We start from the raw sequence: 19282 nt of genomic DNA on the forward strand, positions 1-19282 counted from the left end.
GACTTTACGCTACAAACGAGACGGCGGTTGTTCGCCCAATGGAACAACCGCCATGGTCAGGCGCGACACACAACTGGCCTTGCCTTCGTCACTGCTCAAGCGGATATCCCAAACGTGAGTCGTGCGGCCAATGTGTATCGGCTTGGCCACGGCGGTCACTCGCCCACTGCGCAGGCCGCGCAAATGGTTGGCGTTGATTTCCAGGCCCACGCAGTAAAACTTGCTGGCATCGATGCACAGGTAGCTGGCCATGGAACCGACGCTTTCGGCCAGCACCACCGAGGCGCCACCGTGCAGCAGGCCGTAAGGCTGGTGAGTGCGGTGGTCAATGACCATGCTCGCGGTCAGGGACTCTTCGTCGAACGCTTCGAAGCGGATATCCAGCACTTCGCCGATGGTGTTTTTCTGGATTGCGTTCAACTGCTCGATGTTGGGAGTGGTACGCCACAGACTCATCGCTGCTTTCCTTTGTAGGTGTTGTTCGTCGCTCAATCCTGCCACAGCACGGTCTCACTGCGCTCGCTCCATTCTTCGAAGCGGGCGCCGTAAGCCGCTTCGATCACGTTACGCTTGATCTTCAGGGTCGGCGTGAGGAAGCCGTTGTCCACGGCCCAGCTGTCCTTGACCACCACCAGACGCCGCAGGCGCTCATGTTTATCGAGCACGCCATTGACCTCGTCCAGCAGTTTTTCCAGGCTTGAGTGCAGCCCTGCCCTCGCCGTTCCACTGGCATCCTGTTGCCCGACTGCCGACAACACACACAGCCCCAGCGGCGCACTCAGACCATCACCGACCACACACACTTGCTCGATCCGTGAATGCACCGCCAGGCGGTTTTCGATCGGTGCCGGCGCGACGTATTTGCCCTTGCTGGTCTTGAAGATTTCTTTCAGCCGCCCGGTCAGGCGCAGGTTGCCTTCAGCGTCTTGCTCGCCCTTGTCGCCGGTGCGCAGGAAGCCATCTTCAGTGATGGTTTCAGCGGTTTTCTGCGGTTCCTTGAAGTAGCCGAGCATGGTCGCACCACTGCGCACCATGACCTCGCCCGAGTCGTCGATTCGTACTTCAACCTCCGGGCAGGGCTTGCCGATCCAGCCGGGCTTATTCTCGCCGGGCCGGCCAATGTGGGAATAACCGCAGCTCTCGGTCATGCCGTAGACCTCAAGCACATCCAGCCCCAGTTTGCGGTACCACAGCAGCAGGGTCTGCGGCACGGGCGCCGCGCCAGACAAGGCGACACGCAACGCATCCAGCCCCAGCCCGGCGAGGACTTTGTGCCCGACCCGCTTGCCGATAATGGGCAGGCCCAGCAAAAAATCGAGGCGTTTTGCCGGGATCTTGCTGTACACGCCCATCTGGAATTTGGTCCAGATTCGCGGCACACCAAACAATGCGGTAGGCCGCGCACGTTGCAAATCAGTCAGGAAGGTATCGAGGCTTTCGGCAAAGAACACCGTCTGCCCGGTGTAGATCGATGCCAGCTCGACGAACATCCGTTCGGCCACGTGGCACAGCGGCAAGTAGGACAGCAGTCGGTCCGACTCGTTGAGCCCAAACAGTTGCGTACCCCGCGTGGTGGCAAAGCCAAGATTACTGAAACTGTGCATCACGCCTTTGGGCAACCCGGTGGTGCCGGAGGTGTAAATGATGGTCGCCAACTGATCGGCGTCGGGCTTGGGGTCATCCTGTATGGGCGAACTGCGCTGCAGGTCGGCCCAACTGAAATCGAAAGTACCGGACGGGTGCAGCGGCAGACTGATTATCGGCAGGTCAGGTTTGACGCCACGGGACATGTTTGGCCAGTCGTCGAGTTTGCCGATAAACGCCAGTGCCGCTTCGGAATGATCGAGCACCTGAGCCACGGATTCGGCGGTCAGGTTGGGGTACAACGGGACGGAGACATGCCCGGCCATCCAGATCGCCAGGTCGGCGATGATCCAGTGGGCACAGTTTTTCGAGATCAGGGCAATATGGCTGCCTTGTGGCAGTTCGCGAGCCCTCAGCCAATGCGCGGCACAACGAGCCTGGTGGCCGACGTCGGCCCAGGTCAGGGTCTCGACCTGCCCGCCACCCGTGGGCTGGACCAGGAAACGCTGGCGTGGATGGCGGGCCTCGCGCTCGTAAAAAACATCCAGCGGCAATCGAAAAGCAGCAGACATGCGACTCGCTCCTGAATTTTTGTTCTGGAGCAAGCGTAGTCAACCAAGCAAGTGCTTGGTTGACTATTTTTTACAAAAAATTAAATGTGATAGAGACGGGATCAGGGGTGCTTGATGCTGTTGAGCGTCATCGAGCCGATCAGCAGCTCTGAATGCTCGAGCTCGGCCAGCCCGGCAGTGCTGACTTTTTCCGGCGGGTATCCGGCGCCATGTTGCAAGTAGCTCAACAAACTGCCGACCAGCGGATTATGACTGACCAGCAGTACATTACTCACCGACACCAGTTGTTCAGCCACTTTGTCGGGGTCCGATTCCGGCGTCAGCCAATCGACCGTACGGATCTCCGGCTCGAAACCCAGCGTTTCACGCACCACTTGCGCGGTCTGCTGCGCTCGCAGGTAGGGGCTGGCGTAGATCGCCGTCAGCGGTTGCCCCATCAGTCGCGCAGCGCTGCTCAGCACTTCCTTGCGACCGTGTTCCGTCAACTCCCGCTCCGAATCGTGGGGGCGGGATCCGTGTGGTACAGCTTCACCATGACGCAATACCCAGAGTTTCATAGCTTGGGTTCCTCATCTCTGACCGGATGCGGTGCGGGTGCCACGACGTGCGGCGCTTCACCTTCCGGTGTACGCGGCGCCGGCCAATCGGCAAACGGCCAGGGCTTCTGGTCGCTGTGGAAGGTGCCGAACCGACCGATCTGGGCCAGGAGCTGGCTCAGGCTGTCGCCGAAGTTCATCAGGCTGGCGCTCGGGGCGCCATAAAACAAACGATAGATCAGTTGAACCAGCACCACCGCGCCAAGGATGAACTGCGCCACTTGCCAGACCAGCAGGAAGACGATCATCCACAGCACCCGCAGCAGGATGGATTCGTACTTGGACTCGGTTTTCGGATCGTTCATGTCGCTGTCCCCTGCTTTGTTTTAAAGCGTGCTTAGTTGAAACCGCTGGTGGAAATAAAATCGACGTCGGTTTTCGGTTCGCCGCGCATCAACAGCCCTATCACCTGCTCAAGCGTGCGCCCCTCGAACAGAATTGCGTGCAACCCGGCGACCAACGGCATATAGACGCCGACCTCTTGAGCCTTGGCCTTGAGCACTTTGAGCGTGTTCACGCCTTCGGCCACTTCGCCCAGACGCGTGACCGCGTCTTCCAGGCTCAGGCCTTGGCCAAGGGCGAACCCGACCTGGTAGTTACGGCTTTTCGGTGACGAGCAGGTAACGATCAAATCGCCCACGCCGGCAAGACCGAGGAAGGTCATCGGGTTGGCCCCCTGATTCACCGCAAAACGCGTCATTTCCGCCAGCGCCCGGGTGATCAGCATGCTCTTGGTATTTTCGCCCATGCCCAGCGCCACCGCCATGCCGGCAATGATCGCGTAAACGTTTTTCAGCGCTCCGCCCAACTCGACGCCAAAACGGTCGGCGCTGGCATACACGCGAAACGTCCGGCCGTGCAGCGCAGCCTGGACCCGCTGGCACAGCTCTTCGTCTTCGCTGGCGACCACAGTGGCGGTCAATGCGTGTTCAGCGATTTCACGGGCCAGGTTCGGCCCCGACAGCACGCCGATGCGCGCTTGCGGAGCGATTTCCTCGAGGATCTCGCTCATCAACTTGAACGTGTGGGCTTCGATGCCTTTGGTCAGGCTGACCAGCAACTTGCCACTCAACCGCTCGGCGTGCGGAACCAGGACCGAACGCAGGGCGCTGGAGGGCAGCGCGACGAAACACAGGTCGCAGGCATCCAGCGTGGCTTGCAGGTCAGTCACCGGTTCTACCGCCGGGAGAATCTTGATGCCTTTGAGGTAACGCGGGTTTTCACGATTGACCCGAATGGCCTCGGCCTGTTCGGGGTCACGCATCCACTGCCGGACCTGATGCCCGTTCTCGGCCAATAGATTAGCCACGGCGGTACCAAAACTTCCGCCTCCCAGGACCGCAATTGGGCGCTGTTCAGTCATATGCAATCCGTTAATCCATACCAGTGGCGATGTCGGCATTATACGGAGCGTCCCAGTGGCGGCCAGCCCCTGCGTCAATTACCCACAAATGTAGGAAGAAGGCCGATAAATCCTAGGAAAATGCCGGTATCGCCAATGGAAAAGTAGACAAGCTCGGTTAACATGCGCACCAACCTATCGCGATCAAGGGTATGACGTGACGTTTGCTTCTCCTTCACCCCGCTCGCCGCTGGTCCTGGCGCTGATTTTCAGCCCGTCCTTGCTGGCCGACGACTTGTTTCTCGACAACGAACCGCTCCCGCAAGTGCTGACGGCCACCCGCCTGAAGCAGTCGCCGGCGGCGGTTCCGGGCAGCATGACGGTGATCGACAGCGAACTGATCAACGACAGCGGCGCGCGCGACATCAGCGAGTTACTGCGGCTGGTGCCCGGCATGATGGTCGGCAACCTCAGCGGCAACCAAGCCGCCGTGAACTACCACGGCACCAACGTCACCGGGGCCCGGCGCATGCAAGTGCTGATCGACGGTCGCTCGGTATACCGCGCGGGCCTCGCCACGGTGGACTGGAGTGATATCCCGGTCGCCATGGAAGACATCGAGCGCATCGAAGTGTTTCGCGGCCCGAACACCGTCAGCTATGGCGCCAATGCGCTGATGGCGGTGGTCAACATCATCACGCGCAACCCGGCCGACAGCCATGGCACGCGAGTGAAAGTGACCCGTGGCCAACGCGGCATCAACGACTATTACGCCAGCCAGGGTACCGGTTGGGACGGTGGCGACCTGCGTCTGTCCCTGTCAGGCCAGCAAGACGACGGTTTCGATTCGGACCGCAACGAGGCCGATTATCGTGACAGCCGTCGCCTGAACCGCTTTAACCTCGCGGTCAGCCAGACGCTCACGCAAAGCCAGAGCATCGACTGGCAATTGAATGCGAAGGAAGGCACCAACCAGCGGCCCTATACCTACCGCCCGGTGTTCCCCGGGATTACTGCCGCCGGGGACAATTCTGACGTCACCGCCAAAGACTACGCCGGCTCCTTGCGCTGGAACCTGGACTTGAATCCCGAGCACAGCCTTTATATCCAGGGTTCGGCCCAGCATTGGGATCGCCAGCAAACCTGGCGCGCCTGTGATGCCGAGGTGTCATTCAGCCCGGAACTGACCCGACTCTGGCAGCTCAATCCAAACTACACCGAACGCCTGGCGCGCAACATGGATCGCTTCACCGGTTCCGGCGCACCTCGCGGCACGCCAGCGGAACAAGCGCTGGCCAATCAGGTGCTGGCGCAATGGAAAAACGGCGCGCGGCAAACACTCTGTGGTGACATCGATCAGAGCGCCCGTGAATCGCGCTACGACCTCGAAGTGCAAGACACCCTCAGCCTGTCCGACAGCCTGCGACTGGTCAGCGGCATGAACTATCGTTATGACCGGGCAGATTCCGAGACCTATTTCAATGGGACGCTCGACGACACGACTTGGCGCACGTTTGGCCAACTCGAATGGCGTGCCACAGAGCATTGGTTGTTGCAGGGCGGGGCGATGTTCGAGGACACGCAGTTGACCGGCAGCTCACTGACCCCGAGGGTGGCGGTCAATTACCTGATCACCCCGCGTCACGGTTTGCGCGCCGTATACTCGGAAGCGATCCGCTCACCGAACATGTTCGAAAACAACGTCAACTGGAGTTACCAGGTGACCAATCTGCGGCCCACGGCCTACGGTCAGACTAGCGCCCGTTATTTCGTCAAGACCCGAGGTCCGGGTGACCTCGACAAGGAACACATGCGCTCGCGAGAGCTGGGTTACAACGGCTACTTCGCCAAACTGGGGCTGAGCGTCGATGTGAAGCTGTTCTACGACGAAATCAGCGACATGATCAGCGAGCCGCTGCGCAACAACCAGTACATCGCCAGCAACTCGAACAACGCGCGGTTTTCCGGGGCTGAAACGCAACTGGACTGGCGTCTTGATAACGCTGACCGCCTACGCCTGACTTATGCCTATGTCGACGCCGACGCGAGTAACCCGCTGGATGAGCAGCAGACCGCGCGCAACAGTGGTTCCGCCGGTTGGCTGCGCGATTGGGGCTATGGCTGGAACAGCGCGCTCTTCTACTATGGCGACGATGCGCTCAACGGTTACCGCTTCGAGCGCGTCGACACGCGCATCGCCAAACGCATCGGCCTGGGCAAGGCCAACCTGGAACTGGCCGGTGTCCTTCAACAACGTCTGGATAACCAGCCCACCACGTTCATCGACAACAATTACGACGAGCGTCGAGTGCTTTACTTCAGTGCGGAGCTGACGTTTTAAATGCTGCAGCGCTTGGCATGGAAATCGCCGCCACTGGGCCGCCTGCTGGTCGGGTTGTGCCTGGCGGTTGGTTGCCTGTTGGGCGCCGTGCCGGCACAAGCCGCCGACATTCTATTGACCGGTGCCGAAGACAGCCCCGGTGTGCAATCCTTCGTCCATGCGCTGAGTGAAATGCGCCCGGCCGACAGTGTGCGTTTCCAGCCACTGGCGAGCCTTCCAATGCCCGGCAAATTACCCGCTGGCACTCGCTTGATTCTGCTCGACCTGCCGAGCCTCGACTGGCGCCAGCAAGAGGCCCAGGGCCCGGCGACGCTGGTGCTGCGTATCAGCCGCCTGCAAGCCCGGCAACGTTTCGGGAGTAACGTTCCACCGTACCTCAGCCTGCTCTGGAGCGATCCGCCGCTGGATCGGCAATTGCGCCTGACCCGGCTCATCCTGCCCCAGGCCAGGCGCATCGGTGTGCTGTACGACAGTCACAGCGAATTCCTGCTCAATGAATTACGGGAGGCCGCCCTTGGGCTGGGCCTGGAAGTGGTCACCGAGCGTTGGGATAACATCAACGACAGCCGTCCTTTGCAGGCCCTGCTGAAAAATTGCGACGTATTGCTGGGTCTTGACGATCCCGACCTTTACAACCCGAAAACTGCAAAAAATCTGCTGCTGAGCAGCTATTCCCGGCAATTGGCATTAGTCGGCCCCAACGCCGCGTTCGTCAAGGCGGGCAGCCTGGCCAGCACTTACAGCGATCAGAGCGACTGGCTGCAAGTGCTCGACGAAGTGCTCGACCTGCCACCCCCGAGCTGGCCGCGTGCTCTCTATCCGCAGCACTTCAAAGTGTTAAGCAATCCGCAAGTGGCTCGTTCATTAGGAATTGAACAGGTGAATGAAACATCTGTCGCCACCCAGTTGGCTGAAGGAGAAAGCCGTCCATGACCCTCCGACGCTCTTGGGACATCAGTACCCGCACCCAGATGATCAGTCTCGGCCCTGCCCTGTTGCTGACGTTGCTGCTGATCAGCTTCTTTACCTTTGTGCGGATCCAGGACTTGCGCCAGGAGCTCAACCACACCGGGCAATTGATCGCCAACCAGCTCGCACCCGCCACCGAGTACGGAGTGATCTCGGGGAACAACGAGGTGCTCGAAAGTTTGCTCAAGGCCACGCTCGCCACGCCGAACGTGCGATTTCTGGAGGTCCAGGACAACGCCAACCGGATATTGGTGTACGTCGAGCAGCCGTCGGAAACCTACAGACGCTCGCAGCAAGTCGAAGTGTTTCAGGCACCGGTGCGGCTACAGCGGATTGCGCTCAACAATGATTTTTTCCAGGGTTCCAAAGCGGCGAGCACAACCCCCTCCGAGGACTACCTGGGTCGGGTGATCGTCGGTTTGTCGAATGACGCCTTCAACCAGCGCCAGCAGGAAATTTTGCTGAAGGCTGCGATCCTCGCGCTGTTCACCCTGCTGTTTACCTTTCTCGTTGCCCGACGCCTGGCGGGCAGCCTCTCCCAACCGATCCGCGATATTGGCGACGCGGTGAAGGCGATTCAGGAAGGCGAATACAAAACACCCTGCCGATTGTCGACGACACCGAGTTGGGCGCGCTGTCGCAACACATCAACAACCTCGCCGCCGGCCTCGAACAAGCCAGCCGCGAACAGCATCAGGCAATGGCACAGTTGATCCAGACGCGTGAGGAAGCGGAAAAGGCCAACAATGCCAAGTCTGACTTCCTGGCAATGATGAGCCATGAACTGCGCACGCCGATGAATGGCGTGCTCGGTATGCTGCAATTGCTGGAAACCACCGACATGACCGAGGAGCAGATCGAATACGCAGCGTTGGCGTCGGAGTCCACCGAACACCTGCTCAAGGTCATCAACGATATTCTCGATTTCTCGCGCATCGAGCGCTCGGAACTGGAACTGGAGCACATCCCGTTCAACCTCGCGGACTTGATCAGCACTTGCGCCCAATCGTTCCAGCACAGCGCGTTGCAGCGCGGCCTCGACCTGCAGTTGCAAATCCCCGAGGACATGCGCGCCCTTCAAGTGCAGGGTGATCCGACGCGGATCCGGCAGATTCTGGTCAATCTGGTCGGTAATGCCTTGAAGTTCACTGAGCACGGCCGCGTGAGCATCGAACCGCAGTGGCAATCGCTGGATCACGAACTGCTGTGGTTCACCTGCACCGTGCGCGACAGTGGCATCGGTATTTCCGCTGAAAGCCTGGAGCTGATGTTCAATGCCTTCCAGCAGGCCGACAGTTCCATTTCACGTCGTTACGGTGGCACCGGCCTGGGCCTGCCGATTGCCCGCACACTGGCGGAACGCATGGGCGGCACCTTGCAGGCTCAGAGCGAAGAAGGCCTGGGCTCGGTGTTTACGCTGGAAATCCCGCTGGCACTGTACAAGCAGCCGCTGCCCGTACTGACACCCCGGGCACAGACCGGCAACGATGATGGCGAAGGGCGCAATGTGCTGCTGGTCGAAGACAACCCGGTCAATCAGACCGTCATCGAAGCAATGTTGCGCAGCCTGGGCTTTACTGTCAGCGTCGCAACCGATGGCGCGCAAGCGGTGCGCAGTGCCGAGAGCCTGGTATTTGAAGCGATTCTGATGGACTGCCGCCTGCCAATCATCGATGGCTACGAAGCAACCCGTCAGATCCGCCAATTGCCCGGCTGCACCAACTTGCCGATCATTGCATTGACGGCCAATGCGTTGCAGGGCGACCGCGAAGCCTGCTTGTCGGCTGGCATGAACGATTATCTGGCCAAGCCCTTCAAACGTACTGATTTGCAGCAAATTCTGCAGCGCTGGGTGCAGTAGTACAGGCCTTTCGACCATCTGCGACTGGCGTGAAAGGCGAAAGTGCGGCAGTCTTAGGCACCCGAACAGGCCCGAAAAGGGGCTTGAATAATAATTTCAGTGCACAAGTGTACATTCATGTCCTTGGTGCTGTGACTTTCACCACAACGCAATAGTCTATGAGTAGGCTGCCGGTTCGAGGCATGAACGCTTCGATCGGCCGGGAAGATTTGCCCCACCTGCCGCATGGGACTATTGAGGAGCTCGCATGACCAAACAAAACGCCTTTACCCGGGAAGACCTGCTGCGCTGCAGTCGCGGTGAGCTGTTCGGCCCAGGTAACGCGCAACTGCCCGCCCCGAACATGCTGATGGTTGATCGCATCACCCTGATCAGCGAAGAAGGTGGCAAGTACGGCAAAGGTGAATTGGTCGCCGAGCTGGATATCAATCCGGACCTGTGGTTCTTTGCCTGCCACTTCGAGGGCGATCCGGTGATGCCGGGCTGCCTGGGCCTCGACGCCATGTGGCAACTGGTCGGTTTCTTCCTGGGCTGGCAAGGTCTGCCGGGCCGTGGCCGTGCGCTGGGTTCGGGCGAAGTGAAATTCTTCGGCCAGGTCCTGCCGACCGCCAAGAAAGTCACCTATAACATTCATATCAAGCGCGTCCTGAAGGGCAAGCTGAACCTGGCCATCGCCGACGGTTCGGTCACTGTCGACGGTCGCGAAATCTACACCGCCGAAGGCCTTCGGGTCGGCGTGTTTACCTCCACTGACAACTTCTAAGGGTTATTCGCATGCGCCGCGTCGTTATCACTGGTCTGGGCATCGTTTCGTGCCTGGGCAATGACAAAGAGACCGTCTCCGCTAACCTGCGTGCAAGCCGCCCTGGCATCCGGTTCAACCCGGAATATGCCGAAATGGGTCTGCGTAGCCAGGTTTCCGGCTCCATTGACCTTCCCCTCGAAGAGCTGATCGATCGCAAGATCTATCGCTTCGTCGGCCACGCGGCGGCTTACGCCTACCTGGCCATGAAAGACGCCATCGCTGACTCCGGTCTGAGCGACGAACAAGTTTCCAACCCGCGTACCGGCCTGATCGCCGGTTCCGGTGGTGCCTCCACGCTGAACCAGATGGAAGCGCTGGACATCCTGCGCGAGAAAGGCGTGAAGCGCGTTGGCCCATACCGCGTAACGCGGACCATGAGCAGCACCGTTTCCGCTTGCCTGGCCACCCCGTTCAAGATCAAGGGCCTGAACTACTCCATCGCTTCTGCCTGCGCCACCAGTGCTCACTGCATCGGTACCGCCATGGAACAGATCCAGATGGGCAAGCAGGACATCGTATTCGCTGGCGGCGGCGAAGAAGAACACTGGAGCCAATCGTTCCTGTTCGACGCCATGGGCGCACTGTCCAGCCAGTACAACGAAACCCCGGAAAAAAGCTTCCCGTGCCTACGACGCCAAGCGTGACGGTTTCGTCATTGCTGGCGGTGGCGGCATGGTCGTGGTCGAAGAGCTGGAACACGCTCTGGCGCGCGGCGCGAAGATCTACGCGGAAATCGTTGGCTACGGCGCGACCTCCGACGGCTACGACATGGTCGCCCCAAGCGGCGAAGGCGCCATCCGCTGCATGCAGATGGCCATGTCCACCGTTGACGCACCGATCGACTACCTGAACACCCACGGCACTTCGACTCCGGTCGGCGACGTCATGGAAATGAAAGGTGTGCGCGAACTGTTCGGCGACAAGGCTCCGGCCATCAGCTCCACCAAAAGCCTGTCGGGTCACTCCCTGGGCGCCGCCGGCGTTCACGAAGCGATCTACTGCATGCTGATGATGGAAGGCAACTTCATGGCAGGCTCCGCCAACATCGACGAGCTGGACCCAGAAGTGGCAGACATGCCAATCCTGACCAAGACTCGCGAAAACGCCACCATCGACACCGTGATGAGCAACAGCTTCGGTTTCGGTGGCACCAACGCCACGCTGGTACTCAAGCGCTGGGCTGGTAAGTAATACCCGCCGTTTCGCTGTATTGAAAAACGCCCCGACTGGTTCGGGGCGTTTTTTTTGTGCCTGACATATCCCCTGTAGCAGCTGGCGAAGCCTGCGTTCGGCTGCGCAGCAGTCGTAAACCTGAGCATCCAGTCTTCCTGGCACACCGCATTGCCTGATTCACGACTGCTGCGCAGCCGAACGCAGGCTTCGCCAGCTGCTACAAAGAGCCCGTCGAACATGAAGCTTTTGTCATGAAACCAACGGGCCTGCGACCGAATGTCGCGCACTTAAAGGGCTGCAGGATTTTATTCAAATCTGCAAAAGTCTGTTTCCAGATCCGTCAGTTTACTTAGCAAGCTAACAACTCATATAACAGAGGCCTGCACATGCCTTGGTGCAGGTAATTGAGATTGGAGCTAGCAGATGACTGTAAAAGTAACTGAACGCGACGATTCACATAAATCCCATGAGGGTGTAGCCGCCGGTATCCGCATTTGGGATGTCCACCAACAAGACATGCTGGTGGGGATGTTTCACTCCGAGACTGACGCGCATAACTACAAAGCGGAACTCGAAACACTGGAACAGCAAAGAGCGCTGCTATCCGCCTAGCCACTGCGCCTGAGCAACTACAGCATTGAAAACGACAAACCCCGCCATGAGCGGGGTTTGTCGTTGATGAAGCACTTAACGGCTTACCACATCAGATCATCCGGGATCTGATAGGCCGCGTACGGATCGTCCTCGGCCGCCACTTCTTCTGTCTTCACGTTCATCTGCACGATACGCTGTGGATCGCGCTCCTGAATCTTCAGTGCCGCTTCACGCGGGATCACTTCGTAACCGCCAGCATGGTGCACGATGGCCAGCGATCCGTTGCTGAGCTTGTTGCGCATCAGCGTATTGACGCAGATGCGCTTGACCTTCTTGTCGTCGACGAAGTTGTAGTAGTCCTCGGTGGTCAGCTTTGGCAGACGCGAGACTTCGATCAATTGCTTGACCTGAGCGGCGCGAGCCTTGGCCTCGACCTTTTCCTGTTGCTGGCGGTTCAGCTCCTGGTCGCGCTTGACCTTCTCGGCCATGGCTTCCTGCGCTGCACGCTGCTGGGAATCATCGAGTTCGATCTGGCCCTTGTGGGCCAGGCGCTGCTGTTTCTGCTTGTCTTTGCTGACCTGCTTGGCCTGCTTCTGGTTGACCAGCCCTGCTTTGAGTAACTGGTCGCGAAGGGAAATGCTCATGGTGCTTGTTTCTCACTTAGGCAACTGCTCAACCGCAGCTGGTCAAATTCTTTTCCTGACGTTTGGCTTCACCCCACAGGGCGTCCAACTCTTCGAGGGTGCAATCTTCTATGGGACGGTGGGTGTCGCGCAATGCCTGTTCGATAAAACGGAAGCGTCTTTCAAATTTGCCGTTGGCGCCACGCAGTGCGGTTTCCGGATCGACCTTGAGATGACGCGCCAGATTGACCACCGAAAACAACAGGTCACCGACCTCATCGGCAATCGCTGCCGAGTCATTGTCGGCCATCGCTTCGAGCACTTCATCGAGCTCTTCGCGGACCTTGTCCAGCACCGGCAACGCGTCTGGCCAGTCGAAACCGACCTGCCCGGCGCGCTTCTGCAGTTTCGCCGAGCGCGACAATGCCGGCAGCGCGGCCGGTACATCGTCGAGCAACGACAATTGCAACGGTGCCGCTGACTTCTCGGCGCGCTCTTCGGCCTTGATCTCTTCCCAGCGCTGCTTGACCTGCTCTTCACTCAGTCGCGGGATGTCCACCGGCGCATACAGATCACCGGTAGGAAACACATGAGGGTGACGACGGATCAGCTTGCGGGTAATGCTGTCGACCACGCCGGCGAATTCAAAGCGCCCTTCTTCGCGCGCCAGTTGGCTGTAATAAACCACCTGGAACAGCAAATCCCCCAGCTCACCCTGCAAGTGATCGAAGTCACCGCGCTCAATGGCGTCAGCGACTTCGTAGGCTTCCTCAAGGGTGTGCGGGACGATCGTTTCGTAGGTCTGCTTGATGTCCCACGGGCAACCGAACTGCGGGTCGCGCAGCCGGTTCATCAAGTGCAGCAAGTCTTCAAGTGAATACATCAATCAGTCTCTGCATCTGAATCGCAAAACCCGTAGGAGCCGAGCTTGCTCGCGATAGCGGTACATCAGGTAAATCGCCATCGCGAGCAAGCTCGGCTCCTACAGGGATCGGTTTCACGGCGTCCGGTTACGGCGGGTTTCGATGATGTTCGGCAACTGGGAAATCCGCCCCAGTAACCGCCCCAGCGCATCCAGTCCCGGAATCTCGATGGTCAGGGACATCAACGCGGTGTTGTCCTCTTTGTTCGAGCGGGTGTTGACCGCCAGCACGTTGATCCGCTCGTTGAGCAGCACCTGCGACACATCACGCAGCAACCCGGAGCGGTCGTAGGCGCGGATGATGATGTCCACCGGGTAAGTGAGCACCGGCACCGGCCCCCAGCTGACCTGGATGATCCGCTCTGGCTCGCGCCCGCCCAGTTGCAGCACCGAGGCACAGTCTTGACGGTGAATGCTCACGCCACGACCCTGGGTGATGTAACCGACGATGGCATCGCCCGGCAATGGCTGGCAGCAGCCGGCCATTTGCGTCATCAGGTTGCCGACACCCTGGATCTGGATGTCCCCACGCTTGCCCGGTTTGTAGCCGGTGGCTTTGCGCGGTATCAACTCTAGCTGTTCGTTGCCGCGTTCCGGCTCGACCAGTTGCTGCGCCAGGTTCACCAATTGCGCCAGGCGCAAATCACCGGCGCCCAATGCGGCGAACATGTCCTCGGCGGTCTTCATGTTGGCCTTGTCGGCCAGCTTTTCGAAGTCCACCGCCGGCAAGCCCAGACGATTGAGTTCACGCTCGAGCAGGGTTTTACCGGCCGCGACGTTCTGGTCACGCGCCTGCAATTTGAACCAGTGGACAATCTTCGCCCGCGCCCGCGAGGTGGTGATGTAGCCCAGGTTAGGGTTCAGCCAGTCGCGGCTCGGGGTGCCGTGCTTGCTGGTGATGATCTCGACCTGTTCACCGGTTTGCAGGCTGTAGTTGAGCGGCACGATCCGGCCGTTGATCTTCGCGCCACGGCAGTTGTGGCCGATCTCGGTGTGCACCCGGTACGCGAAGTCCAGCGGTGTCGCGCCTTTGGGCAAGTCGATGGCGTGACCGTCGGGGGTGAAGATGTAGACCCGGTCCGGCTCGATATCGACCCGCAGCTGTTCCGCCAGGCCACCGATATCGCCCAGCTCTTCATGCCACTCGAGGACCTGACGCAGCCAGGAGATTTTCTCTTCGTAGTGGTTCGAACCGGATTTGACGTCGGTGCCCTTGTAGCGCCAGTGCGCGCACACGCCCAGCTCGGCTTCCTCGTGCATGGCGTGGGTGCGGATCTGCACTTCCAGCACCTTGCCCTCAGGCCCGATCACCGCCGTGTGCAGCGAGCGATAGCCGTTCTCTTTCGGGTTGGCGATGTAGTCGTCGAATTCTTTCGGGATGTGCCGCCACAAGGTGTGGACGATGCCGAGCGCGGTGTAGCAATCGCGCATTTCCGGCACCAGCACGCGAACGGCGCGCACGTCGTAGATCTGGCTGAACTCCAGACCCTTGCGCTGCATTTTGCGCCAGATCGAATAGATGTGTTTGGCCCGGCCGCTGATGTCGGCATCGACGCCGGTGGCCTGCAATTCGTTTTTGAGTTGGGTCATCACGTCGCTGATGAAGCGTTCGCGATCCAGACGTCGCTCATGCAACAGCTTGGCGATCTGCTTGTACTGGTCAGGCTCAAGGTAACGGAAGGACAAGTCCTCCAGCTCCCACTTGATGTGACCGATACCGAGACGGTGCGCGAGTGGCGCATAGATGTCGAAGACTTCGCGGGCGACGCGATTGCGCTTTTCGTCGTCGGCGGTTTTCACCGCACGAATCGCGCAGGTGCGTTCAGCCAGCTTGATCAGTGCGACGCGTACGTCATCGACCATGGCAACCAGCATTTTGCGCAGGTTTTCGACCTGGCCCTGAGTGCCCAGCACCAGGGATTTGCGCGGGCTCAAGCTGTCGCTGATCGCCGCCATGCGCTGCACGCCATCGATCAACTTGGCCACCACCGGGCCGAAGCGCTGGCTGATGGCAGGCAACTCGATCTGGCCTTCGCGCACGCCACGGTACAAGATCGCGGCGACCAGTGAATCCTGATCGAGTTTGAGGTCGGCGAGAATCTCGGCGATCTCAAGGCCCGTGCGGAAACTCGAGGTCCCTTCGGACCAGAGATTCTTCGCCGCATTGGCCTGTTGTTCCGACATGCGAGCGAACTCGCACGCCTCCTTCAAGGCTTCGCGATCCAGTGCCGGATCGACACTGACCGCATGATCGAGCCAAGCCTCGAGATTGATACTGCCGTCTGTGTTGATCGGCTGGTGTGCTCTCACCTGTACCATCTTGCTTACCTTCCCTACGACGCAGATTCAATGCGTCAAATCGCTGACCTTCGTTGCCCGATTGCGCTCACGGGGCTCATGCGAGCGCTGCACGGGCGGGCCAGTCGGACCAGACGAGCCATCCTAGCTCGCTTCAAATAACGCCATGGCCTCGACATGTGCCGTTTGAGGAAACATATCGAGAATCCCGGCACGTTTTAACCGGTAGCCCTGCTTGATCAACTCAACCGTGTCGCGCGCCAGCGTTGCCGGGTTGCACGACACATACACCAATCGCTCGGCGCCCAAGGTCTTGAGCTTGCGCACCACCTCGAAAGCACCGTCACGCGGTGGGTCCAAGAGTACCGCACAAAAGCCTTCGCGGGCCCATTCGGCATCAGCCAAAGGCTGGGATAAATCGGCCTGAAAAAACTTCGCGTTATTCAGATTATTGCTAGCGGCGTTCGCGGCAGCACGCTCGACCATCGTCTGCACACCTTCGACCGCCACCACTTCGCGAACGGCTTTGGCCAGCGGCAATGCAAAATTGCCCAACCCGCAGAACAGGTCGAGAACGCGTTCATCCGGTTGCGGCTTCAGCCATTCCAGCGCCTGGGCGATCATCGCTTCGTTGACGCCGGCGTTGACCTGGATGAAATCTCCCGGCCGGTACGCCAGATCCAGATCCCACGACGCCAGACGATAACCCAGCGACTGATCGGCATCGACCGGTTGCGGCTCGCCGTCACCGTGCAGCCACAACTGCGCTTCGTGGAACGCGCAGAAATCCTTGAGGATCGTCAGGTCTGCGTCAGACAACGGCGCCATGTGCCGCAGCAAGACCGCCAGCGACGAGCCGCTGAACAATTCCACATGCCCCAGCGCCTGAGGCTTGCTCAAGCGACGCAGCATTTCCGGTAAGCGGGTCATGATCGGCTGTAATGGCTGAACCAGCACTGAACATTCGTTAATCGCGACGATGTCCTGACTGCCCGCCGCGCGGAAACCCACCTCGAGCTTTTTCGCCTTCATGTCCCAGCGCACTGCAACCCGGGCGCGACGGCGGTAACCGAATTCCGGGCCACTCAACGGCGCCGCCCATTCTTGTGGTTCGACACCGGCGACCTTCGACAGCTGCTCGGCGAGCATGCGCTGTTTCAGGGCCAATTGTTCGTTGTGTGGCAGATGTTGCACGCTGCAACCGCCGCAACGACCGGCATGCGGGCACGGCGCCGGGCGTCGCAGTTCACTGGCCTGGAACACGCGTTCGGTGCGCGCCTCGACCACTTTGCCGTGGGCACCCAACACCCGCGCCTCGACGTCTTCACCGGCCAATGCGCCGATGACGAACCAGGTGCGACCTTCGAAAAATGCGATACCGCGACCGTCATTGGCCAGGCGCTCGATGGTCAAGCGCTGCTTTTTGCCGGTCGGGATTTGTGGGGCCTTGCTGCCGCCCGTGGGTTGGAAGCGCAGGCCTCTCTCGTGCTTGGCCATCAGTTGGGCGCGTCGAAAATGCCGGTCGACAAGTAACGGTCGCCACGGTCGCAGATGATCGCGACGATCACCGCGTTTTCAACTTCTTTGGACAGTCGCAACATCGCTGCCACTGCACCGCCCGAGGACACGCCACAGAAAATGCCTTCTTCGCGGGCCAGACGACGGGTCACGTCTTCGGCTTCGCTTTGCGCCATGTCGACGATGCGGTCTACGCGATCAGCCTGATAAATCTTCGGCAGGTATTCTTGCGGCCAGCGGCGGATACCCGGGATCGCCGAGCCTTCCATCGGTTGCAGGCCGATGATTTGCACGCTCTCGCTCTGCTCTTTCAAGTAGCGCGAGACACCCATGATGGTGCCGGTGGTGCCCATCGAACTGACGAAATGGGTGATGGTGCCCTCGGTCTGACGCCAGATTTCCGGGCCGGTGGTGGTGTAGTGCGCTTGCGGATTGTCGCCGTTGGCGAACTGGTCCAGCACCTTGCCACGGCCTTCGGCTTCCATCCGCTGAGCGAGATCGCGGGCGCCTTCCATACCTTCTTCCTGGGTGACCAGGATCAGTTCGGCGCCATAAGCCGTCATCGCGGCTTTACGTTCGGCGCTGGAGTTATCCGGCATGATCAGGATCATCTTGTAACCCTTGATCGCGGCGGCCATGGCCAACGCAATCCCGGTGTTACCCGAAGTCGCTTCGATCAACGTATCGCCGGCGTGGATCTGCCCGCGCAACTCGGCGCGGGTGATCATCGACAGCGCCGGACGGTCCTTGACCGAACCCGCCGGGTTATTCCCTTCGAGCTTGAGCAAAAGGGTATTGCTGGTGACGCCGGGCAGGCGCTGCAAACGGACCAGCGGAGTGTTGCCGACGCAATCGGCGATGGTTGGGTACTGCAAGGTCATGGCGTATTCGCAATCCAGACTGCGGGGGCGCCTATCATACCGGCAAACGTTCGCAGGCCATATCACGCAAAGTGCGGTGCTTATGGCTTATGGGAATAAGCGGCTGCCTCAGCATTGCTCTTCATGCGCGACATTCAACGCATAGAACTCATGCAACTTGGCCTGCAACAATTGCTTGTCTGGAAGCTGGACTTGATATTCGGCGATCAATGCTGGTGAGAGGCTGCGGTTCAGGGCGTACTCCACCACTTCGTCATCCTTGCTGGCACACAGCAACACACCAATGGCCGGATTTTCGTGGGGCTTGCGTACATTGCGATCCAGCGCTTCCAGATAGAAGTCCAGCTTGCCCAGGTACTCCGGCTTAAAACGACCGACCTTCAGCTCAATGGCTACAAGACAATTAAGGCCACGGTGGAAGAACAGCAGATCCAATGCAAAATCACACCCACCCACTTACAGCGGATACTCGGAACCGACAAAGCAGAAGTCGCGACCGAGCTCGCTCAGGAATTCTTTTAGGCGCGCCAGTAACCCTTTTTGCAGATCGGTCTCGGCATGGCCACCGGGCAGGTCGAGAAACTCGAGCATGTAGCCGTCACGGAATATCTCAAGTGCTGCCGGGTGGGTTTGTCTCAGCATCGCTGAGGTTTTTGCTGGTTGGGTCACGCTTCGCTCGAACAGTGCTGCTTTGAACTGACGCTCCAGTTCGCGCTTCGACCATTTTTCTTGAACCGACAGACGGACGTAAAACTCCCGCTCTTCCGAGCGTTTGCTCTGGCCGAAAATGATCAGGTTGTGCGACCAGGACAATTGTCGCACCAGTGGTGCGACTTTCTCCTCCGTACAATAAATCTCATAGAATTGGCGCATGCGGAACACATTCGACCGGGTAAATCCGCGCAACCCAGGTTGAGTCTGAGCCAGATGTCCCGCCAACTGACCGACCACAGAATCGCCCCATTCGGCTTTTTCGAGTTTGCGACTGATGTAAGCACCGACCTGCCAATACAGTTCGATCAGCTGGGTGTTCACCGCCTGCATCGCCTGCTGTTTGGCACTTTGAATCAGTGCAAGCACTTCATTGAAGCGGTCGTCGGGGGCGCTGGATGGATTAATGCCGAACTCCTTGAGGCCGAGAAAAAACGCGAGTCTATTGCGTTAAGTCAGGCAGTAGGTGTCGGCAATACCCTTTAGGAAAGG

At 59.4% G+C, this 19282-nt stretch carries 14 protein-coding genes and 3 pseudogenes; 6 read left to right on the plus strand and 11 right to left on the minus strand.

Going from position 1 to position 19282, the window contains the following annotated elements; all coding sequences use genetic code 11:
• Window positions 1–9: 9 nt before the first annotated feature.
• The 5 genes from AB4N76_RS06300 to AB4N76_RS06320 form a co-directional block, all read right to left on the minus strand.
• Window positions 10–456 carry a hotdog fold thioesterase gene (locus tag AB4N76_RS06300; RefSeq protein WP_046031639.1) on the minus strand — a complete coding sequence of 149 codons (447 nt, stop codon included), beginning with the start codon at window positions 454–456 and terminating at the stop codon, window positions 10–12.
• Window positions 457–488: 32 nt separating this feature from the next.
• On the minus strand, window positions 489–2156 hold the full coding sequence (locus tag AB4N76_RS06305; RefSeq protein ID WP_460164274.1) for an AMP-binding protein: 1668 nt from the start codon (window positions 2154–2156) through the stop codon (window positions 489–491).
• Window positions 2157–2257: 101 nt separating this feature from the next.
• Window positions 2258–2713 (minus strand): phosphohistidine phosphatase SixA, encoded by a 456-nt coding sequence (gene sixA / locus AB4N76_RS06310; RefSeq protein WP_460164275.1) that lies wholly within the window; start codon window positions 2711–2713, stop codon window positions 2258–2260.
• Complete coding sequence (locus tag AB4N76_RS06315) at window positions 2710–3057, minus strand: DUF4389 domain-containing protein (RefSeq protein WP_460164276.1); 348 nt, start codon at window positions 3055–3057, stop codon at window positions 2710–2712. The genes sixA and AB4N76_RS06315 overlap by 4 nt, the downstream gene beginning before the upstream one ends.
• Before the next feature lie 32 nt (window positions 3058–3089).
• Complete coding sequence (locus AB4N76_RS06320) at window positions 3090–4115, minus strand: NAD(P)H-dependent glycerol-3-phosphate dehydrogenase (protein ID WP_046031635.1); 1026 nt, start codon at window positions 4113–4115, stop codon at window positions 3090–3092.
• Between the two features lie 196 nt (window positions 4116–4311).
• Between AB4N76_RS06320 and AB4N76_RS06325 the strand changes: the two genes are divergently transcribed.
• From AB4N76_RS06325 to AB4N76_RS06350, 6 genes and pseudogenes are all read left to right on the plus strand, one after another.
• Window positions 4312–6435 carry a TonB-dependent receptor plug domain-containing protein gene (locus tag AB4N76_RS06325; protein ID WP_077431478.1) on the plus strand — a complete coding sequence of 708 codons (2124 nt, stop codon included), beginning with the start codon at window positions 4312–4314 and terminating at the stop codon, window positions 6433–6435.
• Entirely contained in the window at window positions 6436–7368 is a 933-nt protein-coding gene (locus AB4N76_RS06330) for an ABC transporter substrate-binding protein (protein WP_077431476.1), read from the plus strand.
• Window positions 7365–9265, plus strand: a pseudogene (locus AB4N76_RS06335) (ATP-binding protein). The gene AB4N76_RS06330 and the pseudogene AB4N76_RS06335 overlap by 4 nt, the downstream one beginning before the upstream one ends.
• Window positions 9266–9512: 247 nt before the next feature.
• Window positions 9513–10028 carry a 3-hydroxyacyl-[acyl-carrier-protein] dehydratase FabA gene (gene fabA / locus AB4N76_RS06340; protein ID WP_003227150.1) on the plus strand — a complete coding sequence of 172 codons (516 nt, stop codon included), beginning with the start codon at window positions 9513–9515 and terminating at the stop codon, window positions 10026–10028.
• Between the two features lie 11 nt (window positions 10029–10039).
• Window positions 10040–11261 (plus strand): annotated as a pseudogene (gene fabB / locus AB4N76_RS06345) (beta-ketoacyl-ACP synthase I).
• 405 nt (window positions 11262–11666) lie between these two features.
• A complete protein-coding gene (locus AB4N76_RS06350; protein WP_046031630.1) occupies window positions 11667–11855 on the plus strand; it encodes a hypothetical protein in 189 nt (62 codons plus the stop codon).
• Between the two features lie 83 nt (window positions 11856–11938).
• On the opposite strand, the gene AB4N76_RS06355 is transcribed toward AB4N76_RS06350, so the two are convergent.
• The 6 genes and pseudogenes from AB4N76_RS06355 to AB4N76_RS06380 form a co-directional block, all read right to left on the minus strand.
• Window positions 11939–12481, minus strand: a complete 543-nt coding sequence (locus AB4N76_RS06355) for a DUF2058 domain-containing protein (RefSeq protein ID WP_109785180.1) — start codon at window positions 12479–12481, stop codon at window positions 11939–11941.
• 28 nt (window positions 12482–12509) lie between these two features.
• The gene (gene mazG, locus AB4N76_RS06360) at window positions 12510–13343 is read right to left on the minus strand and encodes a nucleoside triphosphate pyrophosphohydrolase (protein WP_046031628.1); all 834 of its coding nucleotides are present in this window, start codon (window positions 13341–13343) and stop codon (window positions 12510–12512) included.
• Between the two features lie 114 nt (window positions 13344–13457).
• The gene (relA, locus tag AB4N76_RS06365; protein ID WP_460164277.1) at window positions 13458–15701 is read right to left on the minus strand and encodes a GTP diphosphokinase; all 2244 of its coding nucleotides are present in this window, start codon (window positions 15699–15701) and stop codon (window positions 13458–13460) included.
• A gap of 123 nt (window positions 15702–15824) precedes the next feature.
• Window positions 15825–17177 carry a 23S rRNA (uracil(1939)-C(5))-methyltransferase RlmD gene (gene rlmD / locus AB4N76_RS06370; RefSeq protein WP_077431473.1) on the minus strand — a complete coding sequence of 451 codons (1353 nt, stop codon included), beginning with the start codon at window positions 17175–17177 and terminating at the stop codon, window positions 15825–15827.
• Window positions 17177–18079, minus strand: coding sequence for a cysteine synthase CysM (gene cysM / locus AB4N76_RS06375; RefSeq protein ID WP_046031625.1), 903 nt, complete (start codon window positions 18077–18079; stop codon window positions 17177–17179). The genes rlmD and cysM overlap by 1 nt, the downstream gene beginning before the upstream one ends.
• A 108-nt stretch (window positions 18080–18187) precedes the next feature.
• Window positions 18188–19198 (minus strand): annotated as a pseudogene (locus AB4N76_RS06380) (PDDEXK nuclease domain-containing protein).
• Window positions 19199–19282: the final 84 nt, after the last annotated feature.

The sequence above is a fragment of the Pseudomonas sp. S2_F03 genome (assembly GCF_054668335.1).

What these genes read in the sequence shown, in the direction of transcription:
- AB4N76_RS06320 (WP_046031635.1), bottom strand. Translation starts at nt 4,115, where the DNA reads ATGACTGAACAGCGCCCAATTGCGGTCCTGGGAGGCGGAAGTTTTGGT.
- cysM (WP_046031625.1), bottom strand. Translation starts at nt 18,079, where the DNA reads ATGACCTTGCAGTACCCAACCATCGCCGATTGCGTCGGCAACACTCCG.
- fabA (WP_003227150.1), top strand. Translation starts at nt 9,513, where the DNA reads ATGACCAAACAAAACGCCTTTACCCGGGAAGACCTGCTGCGCTGCAGT.
- AB4N76_RS06315 (WP_460164276.1), bottom strand. Translation starts at nt 3,057, where the DNA reads ATGAACGATCCGAAAACCGAGTCCAAGTACGAATCCATCCTGCTGCGG.
- AB4N76_RS06350 (WP_046031630.1), top strand. Translation starts at nt 11,667, where the DNA reads ATGACTGTAAAAGTAACTGAACGCGACGATTCACATAAATCCCATGAG.
- AB4N76_RS06355 (WP_109785180.1), bottom strand. Translation starts at nt 12,481, where the DNA reads ATGAGCATTTCCCTTCGCGACCAGTTACTCAAAGCAGGGCTGGTCAAC.
- AB4N76_RS06330 (WP_077431476.1), top strand. Translation starts at nt 6,436, where the DNA reads ATGCTGCAGCGCTTGGCATGGAAATCGCCGCCACTGGGCCGCCTGCTG.
- rlmD (WP_077431473.1), bottom strand. Translation starts at nt 17,177, where the DNA reads ATGGCCAAGCACGAGAGAGGCCTGCGCTTCCAACCCACGGGCGGCAGC.
- AB4N76_RS06300 (WP_046031639.1), bottom strand. Translation starts at nt 456, where the DNA reads ATGAGTCTGTGGCGTACCACTCCCAACATCGAGCAGTTGAACGCAATC.
- mazG (WP_046031628.1), bottom strand. Translation starts at nt 13,343, where the DNA reads ATGTATTCACTTGAAGACTTGCTGCACTTGATGAACCGGCTGCGCGAC.
- AB4N76_RS06305 (WP_460164274.1), bottom strand. Translation starts at nt 2,156, where the DNA reads ATGTCTGCTGCTTTTCGATTGCCGCTGGATGTTTTTTACGAGCGCGAG.
- sixA (WP_460164275.1), bottom strand. Translation starts at nt 2,713, where the DNA reads ATGAAACTCTGGGTATTGCGTCATGGTGAAGCTGTACCACACGGATCC.
- relA (WP_460164277.1), bottom strand. Translation starts at nt 15,701, where the DNA reads ATGGTACAGGTGAGAGCACACCAGCCGATCAACACAGACGGCAGTATC.